Raw genomic sequence first — 21795 nt, 5'->3', positions numbered from 1 at the left:
CATACAGCACATGCAAAATTCATCTGTTTCCGTTTGGGAAGAGCAAGTCATAATTCCTACCTACGGCGTAGGCAAGCCCGATAAAAACCCCATGTTTTTCGAGAAACGGGTTTACCAGGGCAGCAGCGGTGTAGTGTATCCTAACCCGGTCATCGAAAAAATTGCCGACGAGAAGGAGGATAGAGCCTACACCGGCTTGTTTTTAGAGAACAAATACCTTAAAGTGATGATATTGCCGCAATTGGGTGGCCGCATCCAAACCGCGTACGATAAAATAAAGCAACGTCATTTCATCTACCATAACCAGGTAATAAAGCCGGCATTGGTTGGCCTTACCGGTCCCTGGATTTCGGGCGGCATCGAGTTCAACTGGCCGCAGCACCATCGCCCAAGCACCTTCGATCCGGTAGATTACCGTTTGGAAGAGCACGCCGACGGCAGCAAGACCGTTTGGGTAAACGAGTTGGAGCGCATGTTCCACACCCGTGGCATGGCTGGCTTTACGCTGCACCCCGATACTGCTTACATCGAGATAAAGGCGAAACTGCTTAATCGCTCGGCATTGCCGCAAACCTTCTTATGGTGGGCCAACCCGGCCGTAAAGGTGAACGATTATTACCAGTCGGTTTTCCCGTCCGATGTGAATGCTGTGTTCGATCATGGCAAACGCGATGTATCCGATTTCCCCATCGCCACCGGCACTTATTACAAGGTAGATTATTCGCCGGGTACGGATATCTCGATGTATAAGAACATCCCGGTGCCAACATCTTACATGGCCATCAATTCTGATTATGACTTTGTTGGCGGATACGAGCACGATAGCCAGGCCGGTTTGCTGCATGTGGCTAACCACCATGTATCGCCGGGTAAAAAACAATGGACATGGGGGCACAGCGATTTCGGCCAGGCCTGGGACAGGAACCTGACCGACGAGGACGGTCCGTATATCGAACTGATGACCGGCGTTTTTACCGATAATCAGCCCGATTTTAGCTGGCTGATGCCCAACGAAGAGAAAACCTTTACGCAGTACTTTTTGCCTTACCGCGAGTTGGGCATGGTAAAAAATGCATCGAAAGATATATTGCTGGCATTAAGTAAAGATGGAGAAACCCTCAGCCTTAAAGTGCAGGTGACATCGGCACAGGATAACCTGCATATCAGCCTTACCCATAGGGACGAAGAATTGTACGCGCGCACCGGTACGCTTACGCCGGAAGCCGTTTTTGTGAAAGAACTGCCGGTTGCCGCAAGCCTGAACGAACAGGAATTGCTGCTGATTATTACGCAGGATGGCCGCGAAGTACTGCGATACGAGCCTGCCAAAAACAAGCAGAACGAAATGCCTATCCCTGCGAAGCCAGCTGTGGAGCCTGCTGACGTGGAAAGCGTGGAGCAATTGTTTTTAACCGCTCAGCATTTAGAGCAGTACCGCCATGCTACGTTTTCGCCGGTGCCTTATTACGAGGAAGCCCTGCGCCGCGAGCCGGGCGATATCCGCAACAACAATGCACTGGGCAAATGGTATATCCGCAAAGGGCAATTCGCCAAAGCCGAAGCATTTTTGAGGAAAGCAGTAGAGACCAGCATTCAGCGCAACCCCAACCCTTACGATAGCGAGCCATATTATAACCTAGGCCTCTGCCTAAAATATCTGGATAGGTCGGACGAAGCTTACACCGTCTTCTATAAATCGACATGGAGCAACGCCTGGAAGGATAGCGGCTTTTTCGAAGTGGCTAAAATAGATGTAGCCCGCGGGCATTTTGCCCTGGCGCTCGACCATATCAACCAATCATTAGACCGCAACGCCAACAACAGCAAGGCTTACGTAGTGAAAATTGCTGCCCTGCGCAAATTGAAGCAATTGGATAAGGCTTTTGCTATTGCCGATGCTGCGCTGGAGCGAGATAGCTTCAACCTGGGTGTGATTTTCGAAAAAGTACAGCTTTATAATGCCACAGGCAATGCTGAAAAGGCCACTGAATGCCTCGATACCCTGCTGATTCTTAGCCGTAACGATGACCAGAATTTTATAGAATACGCGCTCGATTATGCATCGGTCGGCTTATATGCCGAGGCTGCCGAGTTGTTACAACTGACGCTGAAAAGCACCGGCAACAATGCCATGGTGTACTACACGCTCGGTTACCTGAACCATAAAAGCGGTTTGCAGGCCGAAGCGCAGGAATGGTTCTTAAAAGCCGCCGCTGCGGATCCATACCTGTGTTTTCCTAACCGTTTGGATGAGATAAAGATATTGGAGTTGGCTATGGAGGTAAACCCTGCCGACGCCCGCGCGCCTTACTATTTGGGTAACTTGTTTTACGATAAACGGCAGTACGATGATGCGCTTTCCAATTGGGAAAAAGCGGCTAAGCTTGACGATAAGTTCCCTACTGTGTTCCGCAACCTGGCTATCGCTTATCATAACAAGCAAAACGATGCCGAAAAGGCGCTGAAATATTTCGAGAAAGCTTTTGCGCTGGATACAACCGATGCCCGGGTATTGATGGAGTTGGATCAGCTATACAAACGATTGAATTACCCGTCCGCCACGCGCCTGAAGTTCCTGGAAGATTACCCCGAAGTAGCTGTCCAGCGCGACGACGTTTACCTGGAACGCGTAACGCTTTACAACCTGCTCGGCCGATACGATACCGCGCTGAACCTCCTGACGCAACGCCAGTTCCACCCATGGGAGGGAGGCGAAGGCAAAGCATCGGGCCAATATGTATTCAGCCTGATGCAGCTGGCCAAGCAGCAGATTGAAGAAAGCAATTTCGATGAGGCTATCGCGAATCTTACCCGCGCCAAAAGCTATCCGCACAACCTGGGCGAGGGCAAGCTTTTCGGTACGCAGGAAAACGATATCGATTACTGGCTCGGCTGTGCGTTTGAAGGATTAGGCCGGGCTGAAGAAGCCAAAGCAAGTTTCATCGCATCAACCGTAGGCCTTGATGAGCCATCTGCCGCCGTGTTCTACAACGACCAGCAACCCGATAAGATATTTTATCAGGGACTCAGCTGGATAAAACTCGGCGACAAGGAACGGGCGAAAAGCATCTTCAGCAAGCTGCTTGCTTATGGCAAGGCGCATGAGAACGACGAGGTGAAGATAGACTACTTCGCAGTATCGCTGCCCAACCTCCTCATTTTTGATGATGACCTTAACCTGCGCAACGTTTGCCACACCAGCTTTTTGCAGGGCCTCGGCCTGCTTGGTCTTGATGAGCTGGATGCCGCCAAAGAAATGTTTACCAAAGTACTGCTGATGGATGCCACCCACGCCGGGGCATTGGTCCATTGAGAGATGGCAAAAAAACAATTAAACGTATCCAGCTACTAAGAAAAGCATCCCCCAAACCATAAACAATAGCCATTGCGGGTGGTACCCGTGGAGCCGCGATGCTTCACCGGCGGGGAGCTTTTATGTCCATTTTAACGATAAACGATAAGATATGTATTTATTCCATACCCTAAAAAGAGCTTCGGTCATTGTGGTTGTGAGCTGCTTTTTTGCCGCCACGCAGGCCAGTGCACAGGTGATTACCATACCTGTAGAGACGGCCCACCATGCTGTGTTATTGCAGGTTGATGAGGCAGAAAGTCTCAGCACCGTTTACTTCGGCAAGCGTTTGGCAGACGCGAGCGGGTATAAAGAGGTGGCCGCCATGTACAAATTCTCGGCGGATTATAGCGGCGTGCTTAATTCAGCCTATACCACCGCCGGTTCGCGCAATCTTGCGGAGCCAGCCATCGCGGTTACGCATGCAGATGGCAATATGTCGCTCGATTTAAAATATGTCAGTCACCAGTTAACGAAGATAGATGAGGACGTGGCCCTGCTCAGCATAAACCTGAAAGACCCGGTTTATAATTTGGAAGTTACGCTGTATTACAAAACATACTTTAAAGAAGATGTTGTGGAGCAATGGAGCGCCATCAAAAACCTGGAGAAAGGCAACATCACGCTGCAGAAATTCGCTTCGGCAAATTTATACGTGCAAGCCAAAAGCTATTGGCTAAGGCAGTACCATGGCGATTGGGCCAAAGAGATGCAGCCCGAAGAAAAGGAATTGAGCCACGGCATCAAGGTGCTGGATAGCAAGCTGGGGACGCGCGCCAATCTGTTCCAGCCATCGGTTTTTATGGTTTCCTTGGATAAACCTGCATCCGAGGATGAGGGTGCCGTCCTCTACGGTTCGCTGGAGTGGAGCGGGAATTTCCGTGTCGACCTGGAGGTAGACCCACAGGATAACCTGCGTATCATCGCCGGGATAAACAACTACGCATCGCCCTATGTGCTTAAACCGAACGAGGAATTTACTACGCCTCCATTCCTCTACACCTTTTCTGATAAGGGCAAAGGCGATGCCAGCCGCAAATTGCAACGCTGGGCCCGCGAGTATAAACTGCTGGATGGCAAAGGCACGCGCTTAACCTTGCTGAACAATTGGGAAGCAACGGGGTTCGATTTCAACGAAAACAAGCTGAAGGAAATTTTAAAAGACACCAAAAAACTGGGCGTGGATATGTTTCTGCTGGATGACGGTTGGTTCGGTAATAAATTCCCCCGGAACGATGATCACGCAGGGCTTGGCGACTGGCAGGAAAACGTAAAGAAACTGCCTAACGGCATCGCTTCGTTGGTGCAGGAATCCCAAAACACGGGCGTAAAATTCGGGATATGGATAGAGCCGGAGATGGTGAACCCCCAAAGCGAGCTATATAAAAAGCATCCCGATTGGGTAATCAAACAAGCAGGCCGCCCGGAATATTACTTCCGTAACCAGTTAGTGTTGGATCTGGCTAACCCCAAAGTACAGGATTTCGTTTACGGCATTGTCGATTCCCTTTTTATCAAAAGTCCGGCCTTGGCCTATATTAAATGGGATTGCAACGCGGTTATTTATAATGCATACTCGGCTTACCTTAAGAAGGACCAATCGCAATTTTATGTAGATTATGTAAAGGGCCTGTACAAAGTGTTAAAACGCATCCGCGCTAAATACCCTACTGTGCCTATGATGCTGTGCAGCGGTGGTGGCGGCCGGGTTGATTATGGTGCCCTGCAATATTTCACCGAGTTTTGGCCAAGCGACAACACCGACCCGCTGGAGCGCATTTTTATGCAGTGGGAGTACTCGTATTTCTACCCCGCAATGGCCACCGCCAACCACGTAACCGACTGGGGTAAACAACCGCTTAAATTTCGCGTGGATGTTGCGATGATGGGCCGCCTCGGTTTCGATATCGTAATCGGCAAACTATCCGGTAACGACCTTGCTTTTTGCCAGCAGGCCGTTAAGATCTACGATAAGCTCAAACCTATCATCTTCCAGGGCGACCAGTACCGTTTATCAGACCCGGTTACCGAAAGCGTAGCCTCGGTACTGTATGTAGATACCGCCAAGACATCAGCCGTGGTATTCAATTACCTGGTGAACAACCGTTACGGGCAGGGCAACAGGCTCCCCATCAAACTTAAGGGCCTCGATGCGGCAAAACGCTACAGCCTGCAGGAAGTGAATCTGTATCCCGGCGCAAGCTCGCCCTTAGATGGCAAAAAAACCTATACCGGCGATTTCCTCATGACCGTAGGCTTCGACCCGGGCATCAATACCTATAAAACCAGCTCAGTCATCCGCCTTGTCGAGGTAAAATAGAGCGACCCTATCACCATTAATCATGTCAAAAAAGTATAACATCGTTTATAGATATTTAATAGCCATCGTTCTCTGCGTGGCAATGGGAAGCCAATCACAGGCGCAAACGGGTATGGCCTCGCTTAATAGCACAGCCGGGCAGCTATGGGAAGTAAAGCCTCAGGCAGAAGTTAGCGGTAATCCGACACAGTCCGGCTACAACGCTGCAGGATGGGTAAAAGCCATAGTGCCGGGTACCACCTTTGCATCGTACGTGGCCGCAGGGCTGGAGAAGGACCCCAACTTTGGCGATAATATCTATAAAGTAGACCGCAAAAAGTACGACCGAAGCTTTTGGTACCGCACCGAGTTTAAAATGCCGACCAATTACCACAATAAAGTAACCTGGCTAAACTTCAACGGCGTAAACCGCAAGGCTGATATTTATCTGAACGGTACCTTGCTGGGCACGCTGGATGGCTTTATGCAGCGAGGCCAATTTGATATTACCGAACTGGTAAAGGGTAAGGATATCAACGTGTTGGCCGTGCTGGTTTACATACCCCTGCAGCCGCTGGCCAACGTAGGCAGCCCAAATTATGTTGCCAGCGCAAGCTGGGATTGGATTCCTTATGTGCCGGGCCTCAACTCGGGCATTACCGATAATGTGTACCTCAGCAACACCGGCGACATTACCATCAAAGATCCCTGGATAAGGACAAACCTGCCCAATAACGCCAAAGCCGACCTATCCATAGCCATGGAACTGAAGAACAATGGCCCCACCTCGCAGGCGGCAGTTATCAATGGGTTGATAACGCCAGGCAATATACAGTTCAGCAAAAAGGTGTACATGTGGGCCAACAGCAGCACCGATGTAAAACTGACCAAAGTAGATTTTGAGCAGCTGGTTATCAACAACCCCAAACTTTGGTGGCCAAACGGATACGGTGAACCTAATTTATACAACTGTAAACTGAGCGTAGCAGTGGGCGATGCAGTATCTGATGTGCAGGAAGTTAAATTCGGCATCAAGAAATATAGTTACGATACCATCGGCCACGTGCTGCACGTAGCTATCAACGGCGTAAAGGTATTCATTAAAGGAGGCGATTGGGGCATGTCGGAATATATGCTGCGTTGCCGCGGCAACGAGTATGATACCCGTGTTCGATTGCACAAGGAGATGAATTTTAATATGATTCGCAACTGGATAGGCTCGGTTACAGATGATGAGTTTTACCAGGCCTGCGATAAATACGGCATCATGGTTTGGGACGATTTCTGGCTGAATGCCAACCCCAACCTCCCTGCCGACCTCAACGCATTCAACGGCAACGTCATCGAAAAGATAAAGCGTTTCCGTAATCACCCGGCCATTGCCGTTTGGTGCGCCGATAACGAAGGCTGGCCCGAGAAGCCCCTGAGCGCCTGGTTGAAAGAAGACCTCGATACATTCGACGGCGGCGACCGCTGGTACCAACCCAACTCGCATGCCGAAAACCTTACCGGCAGCGGCCCCTGGGCAAACAAAGACCCGCGGTATTATTTCACTGCCTACCCAACTGGTACCGGCGGTAATAGGGGATGGGGCTTGCGCACCGAGTTGGGTACTGCGGTTTTCACCAATTTCGAGAGCTTCAAAAAATTTATGCCGAAGGAAAATTGGTGGCCGAGGAACGATATGTGGAACAAACACTTTTTTGGTCCGTTGGCATTTAACGCTGGTCCGGATGATTATGCGCAAAGCGTAGATAATTACGGAAAAGCAAAGAATATTGAAGATTTTTGCAGGAAAGCACAGTTCGTAAACATCGAAACTAATAAGGCGATGTTCGAAGGTTGGCAGGATGCCATGGGTGAGGATGCCTCGGGCTTGATGACCTGGATGAGCCAATCGGCCTACCCATCGTTGGTATGGCAAACCTATGATTACTATTACGACCTCACCGGAGCTTTCTGGGGAGCTAAAAAAGCCTGCGAGCCATTGCACATCCAATGGAACCCGGTAACCAACGGCATCAAGATCATCAATACCAGCAAAACCGACGAGGCCGGCTTAACCGCCAGCGTAGATGTGTACAACCTAGATGGCACGCTGGTAAAGCGATACAGCCAAAGCAAAGTAACCGATGCGCCAGCCAACAGCGCGGGCGAGGTCTTCGCCGTAAACTTTAACCCCTACCATGCCGATTTGGCCAAAGGGAAGCGGGCCTTCGCGTCCTCATCTGCCAATGGCGATGTAAGCGCCGTGAACGATGGCAACAACGGCAGCCGCTGGGCCAGCGAGTACCGCGACGACCAATGGGTAGCCATAGACCTGGGCCAAACTGAACTGGTAAATGGAGTTGGCCTCAACTGGGAAGATGCCTATGCAAAGTCCTTTAAGATACAAACATCTATCGATGGCAAGCAATGGCGCGATGTGTTTAGCACTACCAAGGGCCATCCCGGCCAGCAGAAAATCATGTTCGCCGAAGTACCAGCAAGGTATGTGCGCATGCAAGGCGTAGAACGTGCAACCTCCTGGGGGTATTCGCTGTTCGATTTCGAGGTTTATGAGGGAGATGTGGCCAGCGAGGGCTTATCCGATGTGCATTTCATCAAGCTGAAGCTTACAGATAAAGTGGGCAAGCTGATATCCGATAACTTTTACTGGCGCGGCAACAGGCGCAGGGACTATTCGGCGCTGAACACCTTAAGCCGGGTAAACCTGAAGGTGGATAGCAAAACAATTATAAAGGATGGCAAGTATTATGTTACCGCAACCATCTCCAACCCGGCGGATGCCAAAGCAGTAGCCTTCGGTGTGAGGGTGCAGGCAGTAAAATCGTCTACCGGGGAGCAAATACTTCCCGCCATCGTGAGCGATAATTATTTCAGTTTGCTAAAGGGTGAAACCAAAACGGTAACGATTGAATTTGATGCCACACTATTGGGTAAAGACACGGTTAAGCTGTTGGTTGAGCCGTATAATAACAATATCCAATTGTAGGATTTAAAGGAGACGAGCACTCCCATATCATAAACAACAAAAAAGATTAACCCGATAACAGTCAGGTTAATCATAATATCTACTATCTTGAGCTTTAAAACAGAACCAATTATGATCAATAGCCCAGCCGCCATATCGTACCAAAAATGGGGCGAGCATGTGGGGCAGCCGGTTCACCTTTTCAGGCTGGGCAACAGCGCAGGCGCATATGTAGAACTTTGCAACTACGGCGCAACGCTGGTTTCGGCTGTGGTGCCCGATAAGAATAGCAATTTTGGGAACGTGGTACTGGGCTACCCATCACTGGCCGGCTACATAAACGACGAGTGCTACCTGGGTGCCACCATTGGGCGTTTTGCCAATCGCATAGGTGGCGCGGCATTCGAATTGGATGGTAAAACATATCAACTACAGGCCAACGATGGCGGCAACACGAATCATGGCGGACGGGATGGATTCAACAGAAAGGTGTTCGCTTACGAGGTAGGGGAGGACAGCGTTACGTTTACATGCCACAGCGCAGATGGCGAGGGTGGTTTCCCCGGCAACCTGAAGCTTGCCGTTACTTATAGCTTTAAGGACGACAACGAGCTTCGTATCCGTTTTAAAGCCATTACCGATATCACTACCGTAGCCAATTTTACCAACCATGCCTACTTCAACCTGGCGGCGAAGCCGGGCAATATTTTAGGGCATAAGTTAAAAGTACATGCCCAAAATATGCTGGATACCGATGCAGCCCACATACCAACCGGGTTAATAAAACCTACGGGCAGCAAAGCCTGGAACGGCGATCCCGTAGGCAACAAAATGAATAGCGACGGGCATGCAACCACCGGTTTCAATTATTGCTACCTGTTGGATAGTGCCGAATCATTAAAGTCCGCCGCCGAATTAATGGACGATAAAAGCGGCCGCAGGCTGGAAGTCACTACCACTTATCCATCGGTAATGGTTTACACCGGCGATTACCTCAGCAGCAATTGCGAGGGTAATTTTGGCCGACCGTATCAGCCGCTCGATGGCCTTTGCCTGGAATGCCAGTACTATCCCGATAGCCCAAACCATGCACATTTCCCCTCCACAGTGCTGAAACCGGGCGAAGAATACGACCACACCATCGTTTATAAATTCGGGGTAATAAATTAAAAGTTAAGGCAGGAGCCTTTCCGCGCAAATAGAGCCCGTACCCTCGATAAGCGGTATTGATGCAGTGTTGTTAACGTATCTGCCAAAAAAAATAAAGTTTCGTAATATTGTCTATCTAAAATTGATCACTGTTTAAAATTGGAATGAGGTTCGCCATCCTCACTATGCGTTCGCCCCGGCCGTTCGATTTTTAAAATCCCATACGGCTAAAACGTTTCGGTTTGCATTTTAAAGCCATTCGGAAGGTTGACCTTAACCGCGGTCGGAAAAAAGAAAAGTGCCTGTCGGGGAATTCGGCCTTCTCAAAAAAGCCTACACTATCGCTCCGCGCCTGGCTTTGCTACGGCCTTGCCAAAAGGCACAAATCAGTAGCCATGCGCCTTTTATAGTTGTCTAGGAGCCTGATTGCGCGGCTTCTGTAAATACTTCCTCTAATATTCCCCCTGCGATTGCTGCCAGTAATTGTTTCCTTAGTTTCGGCATCAGAGAAATCGGGAGGAATAGCCGCCGGGATTTGATTGCAGCGGATGGCGAAAATTCGAAAATGGCCGCCGATGGACTGACTTTTTTGCGTACGGTGGAGTGATGTCTGTACACATTGGCGGGCATGCCGTGCAACTAATACCGGATGATTAAATCCCTGCTTTATGCTGCCTCTGCCGCCGCGATGTATTATCTTCCAAAAAAATCAAAAATCAGAATATTGTCTATCTATTTTGGAAGTCAATCCATTTTTTAAACGCGTTGTGCGCTATACATTTACAAAACCAATTATTAACTAAAGCCATAAAGTATGTAAAAAATTCGACTCTTATATCTAAGGGGAAGCGCGTAAACTTTTCATTCCAACCGGGTTAATTCATTAGCCCCAATAGGTTGGCATGTTTCAGCATATTGATATTTTGGGCTACAGCCTACCCCAGCTACAATCCAGTGTACCAACCAAACTGATTGACCAAACCCGATTGACTTAAAATAAATTTTATGACCAAAACTTTATGAACTTAGCTTACCTAATCAACAAAATACTTTTAAAGGAGTATGCAAAGCCCTTAAGGTACTGCCAGCGGCGCTGCCTGATGCTTTTTGCCCTTTGCATGTTCATCGGTACCGCGTTTGCGCAAACCGCCAAAATTACGGTAACCGGTAAAGTAACCGATACCACCGGCGTTACCCTGCCAGGCGTTAGCGTAGCCGTTGTAAACAATAGCAAACTGGGTACCCAAACAGATGTAAATGGCCGGTTTATATTAGAAGTTTCAGACGGGGCACAGCTGCGTATTTCTTACGTAGGTTTCAAACCCCAAACCATCATTGTATCGGCAACAAATAACAACCTTACCATACGGCTTAGCGAGAGCAAGGGCCAGTTAGATGAGGTTGTGGTAACGGCCTTCGGTAAAAAGGAGCGTAAAGAAGCGCTCGTGGGCTCGGTTACCAGTATAAAACCCAGCGAACTGAAGATACCCGCAAGTAACTTAACCGCTGCATTGGCGGGGCAGGCGGCCGGTATAGTTGCTTATCAGCGCAGCGGTCAGCCGGGGCAGGATAACGCTTCATTCTTCGTGCGCGGTGTAACCACTTTCGGCTACAAGCAGGATCCGCTAATTTTGATAGATAACGTAGAGCTCACCACGTCAGACCTTGCCCGTTTGCAGGTTGATGATATCGCCAGCTTCTCTATATTAAAGGATGCCAGCGCAACCGCCCTTTACGGGGCGCGTGGTGCAAACGGCGTTATTTTAGTAAGCACCAAAGAGGGTAAAGTAGGCCCGGCAAAAATCAATTTCCGGTCGGAGTATTCTTCTTCGCAATCTACCCAAACGCCGCAGATAGTGGATCCTATCGAATACATGAATTTGTATAACGAGGCATCCCTCACCCGCGATCCCGCCTTGCCTTTGCCATTCCCGCAAAGCAAAATCAACAACACGCAAAATACCATCAACGGCGGCCCCGGCGCAAACCCCTACGTTTACCCGGCGGTTGACTGGCTGAAGATGCTGTTCAACAAAAGGGCAACCACGCAGCGCAATAATTTGAGCGTAAACGGTGGTAACGAATTTGCTCGTTATTATATAACTGGTACTTACAACCAGGACAATGGCGTGCTTAAAACCGATGTGCGCAACAATAATAACAACAATGTAAGCTTCAAGAATTATCAGCTGCGCTCTAACATCAACCTAAACCTTACCAAAACTACCGAGGTTGTGGTGAGGCTATCAGGTACGTTCAATGAGTACGCCGGGCCAATAACAGCCGATGGTTCGTTTGCATCTGACCTTTATAATATAGCTATCCACACCAGCCCGGTGCTTTTCCCGGCTTTTTACCCTGCAGATGCTGCCAACCAGAACGCACAGCATATCCTTTTCGGGAACGTGGGCCAGGCCGATGGTGCCAGCAGCAACAATATATTATATAATAACCCTTACGCAGCTTTGCTGAGGGGGCACAAGAATTTTTCAGAATCAAGGATGTCGGCCCAGTTGGAGCTGAACCAGAATCTGAATTTCGTAACCGATGGGCTTAAGTTCCGTTCGCTGTTCAATACCAACAGGCACTCTTATTTCGATTCGCAATTGGCCTACAGCCCCTTTTATTATAATGTAGGTTCGTATGATAAGGTAACCGACCAGTACACCTTATCCTGGCTCAACCCCCAGCCAACTGGCTATAACGTAGCGCAGGAATACCTGTCGTACTCCAAGAACGAGCCGAATGCCGATACTTTCCTGTACCTGCAAACAGCGCTCGATTACAACAAACAGCTTGGCGATCATAATATCAATGCCACGTTGATTGGTACTGTGCAGCAAACCGTTTACTCCAGCCAAAGGGATCCGAAGACAAATACCACCACCTTGCAGTACTCTTTGCCTTTCCGCAACCTGGGCCTGGCGGGTAGGTTAACCTATGGTTTCAAGAGCAAATACTTTATAGAGGGTAACTTCGGGTACAATGGATCCGAGCGTTTTAATGCTGCGCACCGTTACGGTTTCTTCCCAACCATCGGCGGCTCGTGGGTAGTTTCGAATGAAAAATTCTGGAACCCTGATATCATCCAGCGTTTAAAGATACGCGCCAGCTACGGTTTGGTGGGTAACGATGCCATTGGCCAGCAACGCTTCTTCTACCTGTCTGATGTGAACTTTACCAACGGCCCCAATTACTCGCAGTTTGGTTTCAACAACTCGTACGAGCGTAAGGGCGTTTTCATCAACAGCTACGAAAACAACAACATCACCTGGGAAACATCAAGGCAAACCAACTTAGCGGTAGAGTTTACCGTGCTGAAGAACCTAAGCGTGATTGCCGAGATTTACAAAAACCATCGCTACGATATCCTGCGCCAGCGTTTGGTGCCATCAAGCGAGGGCTTCGAATCGGCCATCAGCTCTAACTTAGGGGTGGTAGATTCTAAGGGCCTCGACCTTTCTGCAGATTACAAGGCAAGCTTCAGCAATGGTGCCTGGGCATCATTCAGGGGTAACTTCACGTATTCTACCAACAAGTACACCTATATAGAAGAGCCCAATTACAACGAACCGTGGAGGCACTTCATAGGCCAGCCCATCAGCCGTGGTTACGGTTATGTGGCCGAGCGTTTATTCGTAGATGATCAGGAAGCACGCAACTCGCCATCTCAGGTATTCAGCGGTACCGGCATAGCCCCTAAAGGTGGCGACATCAAATACCGCGACCTGAACAACGACGGCAAGATAGATAACCTTGACCTTACTTTCCTGGGCTATCCGCAAACGCCGGAGATTGTTTACGGTTTCGGTTTCTCTACTGGTTACAAAGGCTTCGATTTATCGGCCTTCTTTCAGGGGCAGGCCAGGGTATCGTTCTTCGTAGATCCTAACCGCGTTAGTCCCTTCATCCCAAGCCCCGATGCCTACGTTTATGGCAATACGCAGGTGCTGAAAGAATTTGCTGATAGCCACTGGAGCGAAGAGAACCAAAACCTTTACGCCGCTTACCCAAGGCTGGGCACTACAAGGGCAGTTATAGAGAATAACCTGCAGCCAAGCACCTGGTGGCTTCGCGATGCCAGCTTCCTGAGGCTGAAATCGCTGGAGATTGGTTACATGCTGCCCGTGCGTTTAGCAAAATCATTAAAGCTTACCAACTTAAGGATATATTTCAACGGTTTGAACCTGGTTACCTGGAGCCCCTTCAAGATGTGGGATCCCGAACAGGGCGGCAATGGATTTGCTTACCCTATACAAAAGGTGTTCAACATTGGTATTAACGTGAATTTATAACCCTAACCGATTAAAAAAGAGACGATATGAGACCATATTATAAATTTATACTGATGGCTGTATTATGCATTTCGGGCGTGTCGTGCAAGAAATACCTGGATGTAGCGCCTGATAACGTTGGTACGCTGGATTATGCTTTTCGTAACCGCAATGAGGCGGAGAGCTATCTGTTTAGTTGCTACTCTACCATGCAGCAGATGAACAACGTAATTTACGATGCAGGCTTCACCACCTCATCGGAGATTGTGTACCCAAACAACCTTACCGCCAATTTCTTCGATCAAAGCGGCTTTAACCTCATCAGGGGTGTACAAAGCACGGGCTCGCCGGTGTTGAATTACTGGGGCGGCAGCGTGGGTAGCGTAAACCTATTCCAGGGCTTGCGCAGGTGCAACACCATGCTGGAGAATATAGATAAGCCCATAGATCTGAGCGCACCCGAGAAACAGCGCTGGATTGCCGAGGTGAAATTCCTGAAGGCATTTTACCACTACTATTTAATAAGAATGTACGGGCCGGTTATACTAATTGATAAAAGCTTCCCGATAGATGCGCCAACCGATTCGCTGAAACGCAAACGCTCATCTACCGATGAATCTTTCGATTACGTGGTAATGCTACTGGATGAGGCTATCCCCAACCTGCCGCCCACGATAGAAAACCAAGCTAAAGAGTTTGGCCGTATCACCAAATTCATCGCCATGTCGGTAAAGGCCGAGGTGTTGGCAACTGCTGCCAGCCCGCTGTTCAACGGCAACCCTGATTATGCCAGCTTTACGGATCATGCCGGCAAGCACCTTTTCTCGGCTAATTACGATCCTACCAAATGGAAAACAGCCGCCGATGCCGCAAAAGCCGCAATAGTAGAGTGCGAGGCCAGGGGCCTTCACCTCAACACTACTGCGCCTACTACAGGCGTAAGCAGCGCATCAGACGAAATGAAGCGGGTGCTCACGTTGCAATCGGCCATTACCGGCAAATGGGAGCAGAACCCCGAACTGATATGGGCACTTAACTACGGTTTCGGCTACCAGGGCTTTGTGATACCCAAGCTTACCAGCGCGGCCGTGGGCATGGCCAATACATACCCATCCAATTGGGCGGTACCCATCAGCCAGTCGGATTTATTCTATAGCAACAAGGGCGTACCCATCGGCGAGGATAAAACCTTCGATTATAATGGCCGCTTTACGCCACAGGCCGGCGACGATGCCAACAAGCATTATGTAAGGCAGGGTTACGAAACAGCCAAAGGCAACCTTAACCGCGAGCCACGCTTTTACGCCAGCATCGGTTTCGACGGCGGCATATGGTTCGGCAACGGCAAGGTTACCGAGGCCGATGCGCCTTACGTGCAGGCAAGGGGTATATTTGCTACCGCAGGGCCCAAAAGCTTCAACTCTACCAACATTACCGGTATATGGCCCAAAAAGCTGGCCAATTACCAAACCGTAATGGATCAGACATTCGATGTAATCAACTACCAATTGCCCTTGATCAGGTTATCGGGCCTATACCTTTTATATGCCGAAGCATTGAACGAAGCCGAAGGGCCGAGCGCCGAAGTATATAATTATATAGATAGGGTGCGTGCAAGGGCAGGCCTGGAAGGCGTGCAGAGCGCCTGGGCCAATTACTCTAAAACCCCTGGTAAAGCCTTATCAAAAGATGGCTTACGCCAGATTATACACCAGGAGCGCAGGATAGAGCTTGCTTTTGAAGGCCAGACAGGTTGGGATTTGCGCAGGTGGAAGGAATTGCAGGAAGTGTTGAGCAAACCGCTGCAAGGCTGGAGCATAAACGAAACGAGTTCTGCCAATTACTATCGCCCAACAACCGTGGTTATACCCGTATTTGGCGTAAAGGATTATTTGTTTCCTATTGCCACGCAGGATATCATCATCAACGAAAACCTCACCCAGAACCCATACTGGTAGCAGGTAGGATCTTAACCATATGTTGGCATTGAAAATATTAAAATACGAATTATGAAAAAGATATATAAACGCAGCTGCCTTGCATGCCTCTTGCTGGCATCGTTGATGCTCATGATGTTTGCGCCCTCTTGCAAGAAGGCCGAATCAAACATCCAGATAGTGTCTACAGACCAAACCAAGCCAGGGCCGGTAACCAACGTTACGGTAGAGAACCTTAACGGTGCGGCAAGGCTCACCTACACCCTGCCCGATTCAAAAAACCTGCTGTACGTTTTAGCCAGGTACGATATCAATGATAGCCGCACCCGCGAAACCAAGGCCAGCTATTATACCGATACCATCGTAGTTGATGGCTTTGCGAAGGCTAAAGAGTACACCGTTACTTTATATGCGGTAAGCAGGGCCAACGTAATGTCGGACCCGGTTACGGTTAAGGTAAACCCGGCTACGCCCAACTACGAACTGATTAACGAAAACCTGGCTATCACGCCCGATTTTGGCGGGGCAAATTTCTTTGGACTCAACCCTAATAAAGTTCCGGTAGCTGTGCACATCCTTTCGTTCAACTCAACTACCAATAAGTACGACGAGCAAGAGCCGACCTACCTGGCAGGCGACACTGTAAACGTATCGGCACAGGGTTTCCCTGCATTGCCGCAAAAATTCGGCGTGTTTGTTACCGATAGGTTCGGCAACGTATCTGATACCATCTTCAAAACTTTGACGCCATTGTTTGAGGTAACGCTGGATAAAAAGAAGTTCTCAACCTACCACCTGGCCACAGATAGCCCTATTGGTTATGGTTGGGAGTTCAAGAATTTCTTTGACGATAACCTGGGCGATCCGGGATGGCACACCACCAGCAACCCTTTGAAGATAGGCAGCATCAGCCTCGGCGTAACGGCCAAGATAAGTCGCGTAAAGCTGTACAACAGGCTGCCCGATATCTACGGCTATCAAAATACCCGCCAATTCACCATCTGGGGTTCGCTAAAAGATGCGCCTGCAGATTATTCTGCATGGCCTGCTACAGTAACGCCGGTTGGCACGGTACTGGGCGATTGGGTTAACATGGGCAACTTTGTGTTCCCTAACCCGCCTTCGGGCTTGCTTCCGGGCCAGGCCAATGCTGCTGATATCGCTTTCGGTGCTGCCGGGGTCGATTTCAAGATGCCGAATACTGCGCCTAAGGCCAAATTTATCCGTTTCCAGTGTACGCAAACCTGGGCGGGGCTCGATTATATCAACGCGAAGGAAATTACATTATTCGGCGATCCTACACAGTAACCGTTAATTAATAAAACAACGAAATGAAAAATATCTTCCATGTTATTATTTTCCTGGCGGTGTGCGTGTCAATAGCCGCCTGCCGGAAGTATGCAGACGACTATAAGAGCTTCCTGGATAATCACGAAGTTACCTACCCGGGCCTTGCATCGGGCGTGGGTTACCGCGCGGGCAACCTGCGGGCCGTGCTGGTATGGCACCCCAGCCCCGATCCCAGCATCAAGAATTACCGCGTGAGCTGGAACAACAACGTCGATTCGATGGTGGTAGAAGCGACAAGCCATAGCCCCGGCGATTCCATCAAGGTATCCATCCCTAACCTTAAGGAATATGTGTACAGCTTCAGGATTATCGCCCGCGATAATAGCGGCAACGCATCGGTAGGGCAGGACCTTAATAACGTGCGTGTGTACGGGCCTATATATCAGTCTACACTGCTTAACCGTGGTTACAATATAGCAAACCCGTACATGGTGCGCCCTGATGGTTCGGTGGACCTTAATTTTATACAGCCTGATAGCGGTAACGTATCTACATCGATAGAATACAATACCAATACCGGTGGGTTAAAAACCGTAACCTTGATGCCTAAAAACAACACCATCAATTTGCCTGATTTTAAATTTGGAACGGTGGTAAAGTATCAATCGAGCTATGTACCGGCAGCCAATTCGGCAGATGTATTTACTACGCTGGAAAAAGCTACTTTCCCAACCATAAGATTTATTGCCATATGTGATAAATCGTTGTTTAGGGAGAACCCTTTACCTGGCGATGCAGGGATCTATGACTCCAACACCACGGTACGCAAATTGTGGGATGGATCGGTTGGCCCGCAGGGTTACCCGGATGTATTCCACAGCGATGGCAGCCATGGCATGCCGCATGCCATAACTTTTGATATGGGTAAAGTGTATAAACAGCTTACATCGGTAGAAGAAACCGGGCGTAGCTGTTGCAATAACCCCGACCAGTTTGAAATTTGGGGGATAGCGGATATTACCGGTGCAGAAACAAGCCTGTCGCCGCGCGATGGCGGATGGCCGGCCGAAATGGTTGCCAAAGGATGGACGCTGTTGAAGGATATACGCAGGACCGATGATGGCCAGAACGCGCAGAAATTCGATTTCGGTACAGTTCCGCCGGTAAGGTACATCCGCGTACGCATCAAACACGTAACCACAAATGATAGCAATTACAGCAACATCAGCGAATTTACCTTCTGGAACGAAAAGGTTGATTAGCCCCCATCAGGGCGATATTCACATCTCTGTTCATTTTAAAGCAGGGCAACTGTTTTAAAGGTCAGAAGTATAAAGCTTAGAAAAATCGAGTAATTGGTGCTTTTATATATTGGTTGAATAGAAGCCGGCGGCGCAATAAGTGCCTGCCGGCTTTTTTTGCGTGTATATAAATATATGTAGGGAGGGCTCCGGTCGGCAGGTGTTCCACTTTTGATGTGGAACACTGTTTTTTAAATTCCTATTGATTATCAGGATTTTGTGTTTTTTGTGGAACACTTGGAACACCCCGCCTTGTCAAAAGGGTGGTCTTATACGGCTATAGGTTTACAGGAGAACCTATAGGGCAAGATCCGGTGTATTGTCCTGAAAAGGTTTACGCTTTTAATGATTAATCTTGATATAGGTTTACACATGGCCCGTAGTCATGGCTCAACGTTGTTTGATTTTCGCAACTTTTTGTTTGATTGGCGATATCGGTTGCCTTAGTACCGCGCTAACTTTACTTTAATTAACAATGGCCCTTGAGGGGCGCGATAGTCAACAATATGCCACCAGTTTTGTTATGCACAAGCCGCTAAGGGCAAAAAACTCCAAATAATGAGCACTACGGATAATCAACAAGCAGATTCCATTTTCCCGCAAGGCGATAGCGCGCCGGCCGATTACTTTACGGGTCAGGCATGGGTGAAAGTTTTGGTACCCAACGATACCACTTTTAACAGCGTAATTGGCAACGTAGTATTTGAGCCGGGCACACGCAACAATTGGCATACCCACCCCGGCGGGCAGATATTGCTTTGTACAGAAGGCACCGGCTATTACCAGGAAAAAGGCAAACCTATTCGGGTGTTGCACAAAGGCGATGTGGTTACCATACCGCCCGATTTGGTGCATTGGCACGGCGCATCGCCCGATAGCCGGTTTACGCACATCGCCATCAGTACCAATACGCAGAATGGCGTAGTAATTTGGCTGGATAGGGTTACCGACGAAGAATACTATAGCCTGATAAAATAAGTAGCCTGGCGGCCGGCAATGATGCGGATGCCGCATACCTATATATTACTATATTATATAATCTTAAGATAAAACAACATTATGGAGAAAAGGAAATTAGGCAGCGGCGGCCTCGAGGTATCGGCAATAGGCCTCGGCTGCATGGGCTTGAGCTACGCCTACGGCCCCGCTACTGATATTACGGATGCGATTAAATTGCTGCGCGCCGCTTTTGAGCGTGGGGTAACGTTTTTTGACAGTGCCGAGGCTTACGGCCCCAATGCCAATGAAGAATTGCTGGGCGAAGCGCTGCAACCATTCCGCAATGAGGTAGTGATAGCTACTAAATTCGGTTTTAAGGATGGCATAGTGGCCCACGGCCTTGATAGCCGGCCCGAGAACATCAGGGCGGTTACCGAGGGCGCCCTTAAACGCCTGCGTACAGATCGTATAGATCTTTTATACCAGCACCGCGTAGACCCCAACGTGCCTATAGAAGAGGTTGCCGGCACCGTGAAGGAGTTGATAGCCGAGGGCAAGGTGAAGTACTTCGGCATGTCGGAAGCCGGGGCGCAAACCATCCGCAAAGCACATGCCGTACAGTCTGTATCTGCGTTGCAAAGCGAGTATTCGCTTTGGTGGCGCGAACCTGAAAATGAAATCATCCCTACGTTGCAGGAACTAGGTATTGGCTTTGTGCCTTTCAGTCCGCTGGGCAGGGGCTTCCTTACCGGGGCTATTAACGAGAATACCACATTCGATAAAAACGATTTCCGCAACACACTACCTCGCTTTGGTACCGATGCCCGCAAAGCCAACCAGGCCCTGGTAGATCTGCTTGGCCGGATAGCGGGGCAGAAGGACGCAACAACAGCGCAGATTGCGCTGGCCTGGCTGCTGGCGCAAAAATCATGGATAGCGCCTATCCCCGGTACCACCAAGCTGCATAGGCTGGAGGAGAACCTCGGCGCAGCCAATGTGGTGCTTACGGCAGAGGATATTAGCCAAATTGAGGAAGCGGCTGCTCATATTATCATAGAAGGAGCGCGTTACCCGCAGCAAATGCAAGCCACCGTAGGGAAATAGCGCCTGCACGGTGGGACAAAACTGGGACAAACGCCTCATACGCTTCTTTAAGGCTGATACTTTAAGATAGTTTTTTGACCTTTGCGCTCTCATTCGTAGGCATAGCTTACTATTGTGATAAGGTTTAGGTTAAAGCCCCCAGGCAGCGAGTGCGAGGGGGCTTTTATTTTTTGGCCATTTTCGGCCGCTATGGGCAATCGAAGCCGTTTCGGGCATCAGTTTGGTTTATTCCCTCTATATTATATATAGCAATAGTGTAGTAATGCTGCCTATAAATAGGCCCTTTTTGCATACGCGCAGCAGTAACGCCCGGCATTTACTACCACATAGCGCTTTTAAGGGCAGATAACGCAAATTTTTAGCCCTCATCTACAGCGTGTTAAAACTACACTATGCAAAATGTTTGCAAAGCATTTGCAAAAGCAAAAAAGCTATGTACCTTTGCATCCCGCAAACGAAATAGCGGGTTGTTCTCTAAAAAAATAAGCAACTAAAAATTAAAAAATAAAGTTTGCAAATTCAACAAAGGTTAATACCTTTGCAGCCCGCAAAATAGGTAACGAAATTGCGATTGTACATTGAAAAGCAAGCTGGAAAAATTAAAAAATAAAGTTTGCAAATTAAAGGAAAGTAAGTACCTTTGCAGCCCGCCAAATCGGCAACGATTAGCGAATTGAAAAGAGAAAAACAAAGCAAAACTTTTAAATAATAAAGTTTGCAAAATCCAAAAGGTTTTCTACCTTTGCAGTCCCAAAACGAGGGAGCGGAAATTAGAAATAAGGGAAGCAAAAAGCGTTAAAAATTAAGAGCAATTCTTAATAACAAAATATTGAAAGTTAAGCATCGCAATGATGTAACGACATATACCGGAACCGTGAGGCGAAGGGAACAAGTTCTTAAAAGAGATAGAAAATGAAATTATGCAGCGTAACGGCCGGAGGGTTGTTAAGCTGAGGAAAAGAAGCTTGAGATTGATAGAGGGATAATGTAAGAGAATATTTTTTTTTACAGATTTCTATTGATTGAGTTTAATAGGGTCTGGATTTGAACAACACATTATACAATGGAGAGTTTGATCCTGGCTCAGGATGAACGCTAGCGGCAGGCCTAATACATGCAAGTCGGACGGGATTTGGGAGCTTGCTTCTGTCGGACGGGATTTGGGAGCTTGCTTCT

The 21795-nt window shown here is 48.7% G+C and carries 10 protein-coding genes; all 10 read left to right on the top strand.

The genetic code is table 11. The annotated features are described in order from the left end of the window. The first annotated feature begins 10 nt into the window (after positions 1-10). The 10 genes from AC1DYT_RS25800 (at position 11) to AC1DYT_RS25755 (ending at position 20619) form a co-directional block, all read left to right on the top strand. Positions 11-3313 carry a DUF5107 domain-containing protein gene (locus AC1DYT_RS25800; protein ID WP_477472366.1) on the top strand — a complete coding sequence of 1101 codons (3303 nt, stop codon included), beginning with the start codon at positions 11-13 and terminating at the stop codon, positions 3311-3313. Positions 3314-3464: 151 nt separating this feature from the next. Beyond that, positions 3465-5672, top strand: a complete 2208-nt coding sequence (locus AC1DYT_RS25795) for an alpha-galactosidase (RefSeq protein ID WP_477472365.1) — start codon at positions 3465-3467, stop codon at positions 5670-5672. A gap of 22 nt (positions 5673-5694) precedes the next feature. After that, positions 5695-8646: a discoidin domain-containing protein gene (locus AC1DYT_RS25790; RefSeq protein WP_477472364.1), complete on the top strand. Its 2952-nt coding sequence runs from the start codon at positions 5695-5697 to the stop codon at positions 8644-8646. Positions 8647-8757: 111 nt separating this feature from the next. Further along, on the top strand, positions 8758-9795 hold the full coding sequence (locus AC1DYT_RS25785; protein WP_477472363.1) for an aldose epimerase family protein: 1038 nt from the start codon (positions 8758-8760) through the stop codon (positions 9793-9795). A gap of 998 nt (positions 9796-10793) precedes the next feature. After that, entirely contained in the window at positions 10794-14069 is a 3276-nt protein-coding gene (locus AC1DYT_RS25780; protein ID WP_477472362.1) for a SusC/RagA family TonB-linked outer membrane protein, read from the top strand. 26 nt (positions 14070-14095) lie between these two features. After that, positions 14096-16006 carry a RagB/SusD family nutrient uptake outer membrane protein gene (locus AC1DYT_RS25775; RefSeq protein ID WP_477472361.1) on the top strand — a complete coding sequence of 637 codons (1911 nt, stop codon included), beginning with the start codon at positions 14096-14098 and terminating at the stop codon, positions 16004-16006. A 51-nt stretch (positions 16007-16057) separates the two neighbouring features. Continuing rightward, positions 16058-17293 carry a DUF4959 domain-containing protein gene (locus AC1DYT_RS25770; protein ID WP_477472360.1) on the top strand — a complete coding sequence of 412 codons (1236 nt, stop codon included), beginning with the start codon at positions 16058-16060 and terminating at the stop codon, positions 17291-17293. A 23-nt stretch (positions 17294-17316) separates the two neighbouring features. Then, a complete protein-coding gene (locus AC1DYT_RS25765) occupies positions 17317-18537 on the top strand; it encodes a DUF4998 domain-containing protein (protein ID WP_477472359.1) in 1221 nt (406 codons plus the stop codon). Positions 18538-19134: 597 nt separating this feature from the next. Continuing rightward, positions 19135-19554, top strand: a complete 420-nt coding sequence (locus AC1DYT_RS25760; protein WP_477472358.1) for a (R)-mandelonitrile lyase — start codon at positions 19135-19137, stop codon at positions 19552-19554. A gap of 81 nt (positions 19555-19635) precedes the next feature. Continuing rightward, on the top strand, positions 19636-20619 hold the full coding sequence (locus tag AC1DYT_RS25755) for an aldo/keto reductase (RefSeq protein WP_477472357.1): 984 nt from the start codon (positions 19636-19638) through the stop codon (positions 20617-20619). Positions 20620-21795 lie beyond the last annotated feature (1176 nt).

This window comes from Mucilaginibacter sp. P1_D10, from assembly GCF_056406215.1.
This window is presented reverse-complemented; position numbering and strand designations above follow the sequence as displayed.